The 216-nt window shown below is 39.8% G+C and carries 1 protein-coding gene; it reads left to right on the plus strand.

The window, feature by feature from the left end; genetic code table 11:
- Positions 1-216, plus strand: a 216-nt coding sequence (locus UC75_RS19455) for a contractile injection system protein, VgrG/Pvc8 family (protein ID WP_228136978.1), incomplete at both ends; no start/stop codon positions are given.

Consider the following 216-nt stretch of genomic DNA (forward strand, 5'->3'; position numbering starts at 1 on the left):
TTAAACCAGCACATTAATGCTTACCATCACCTGAGTTCTAAGCAGTTTACGGTTTCAGGCAATGTCCGTGATGCACAGGTCGGTTATTGGTTTGACCTCAATGATCATCCAGAACTCGACCAACACGACAGTGCCGATAAAGAATTCTTAATCTTAAGTAAACAGTATTACAACCAGAATAATTTACCGAAAGAATTACAACAGCAACTTGAGCGT

Source organism: Acinetobacter sp. V2 (genome assembly GCF_001188385.1).
Lineage (GTDB): Bacteria > Pseudomonadota > Gammaproteobacteria > Pseudomonadales > Moraxellaceae > Acinetobacter > Acinetobacter oleivorans.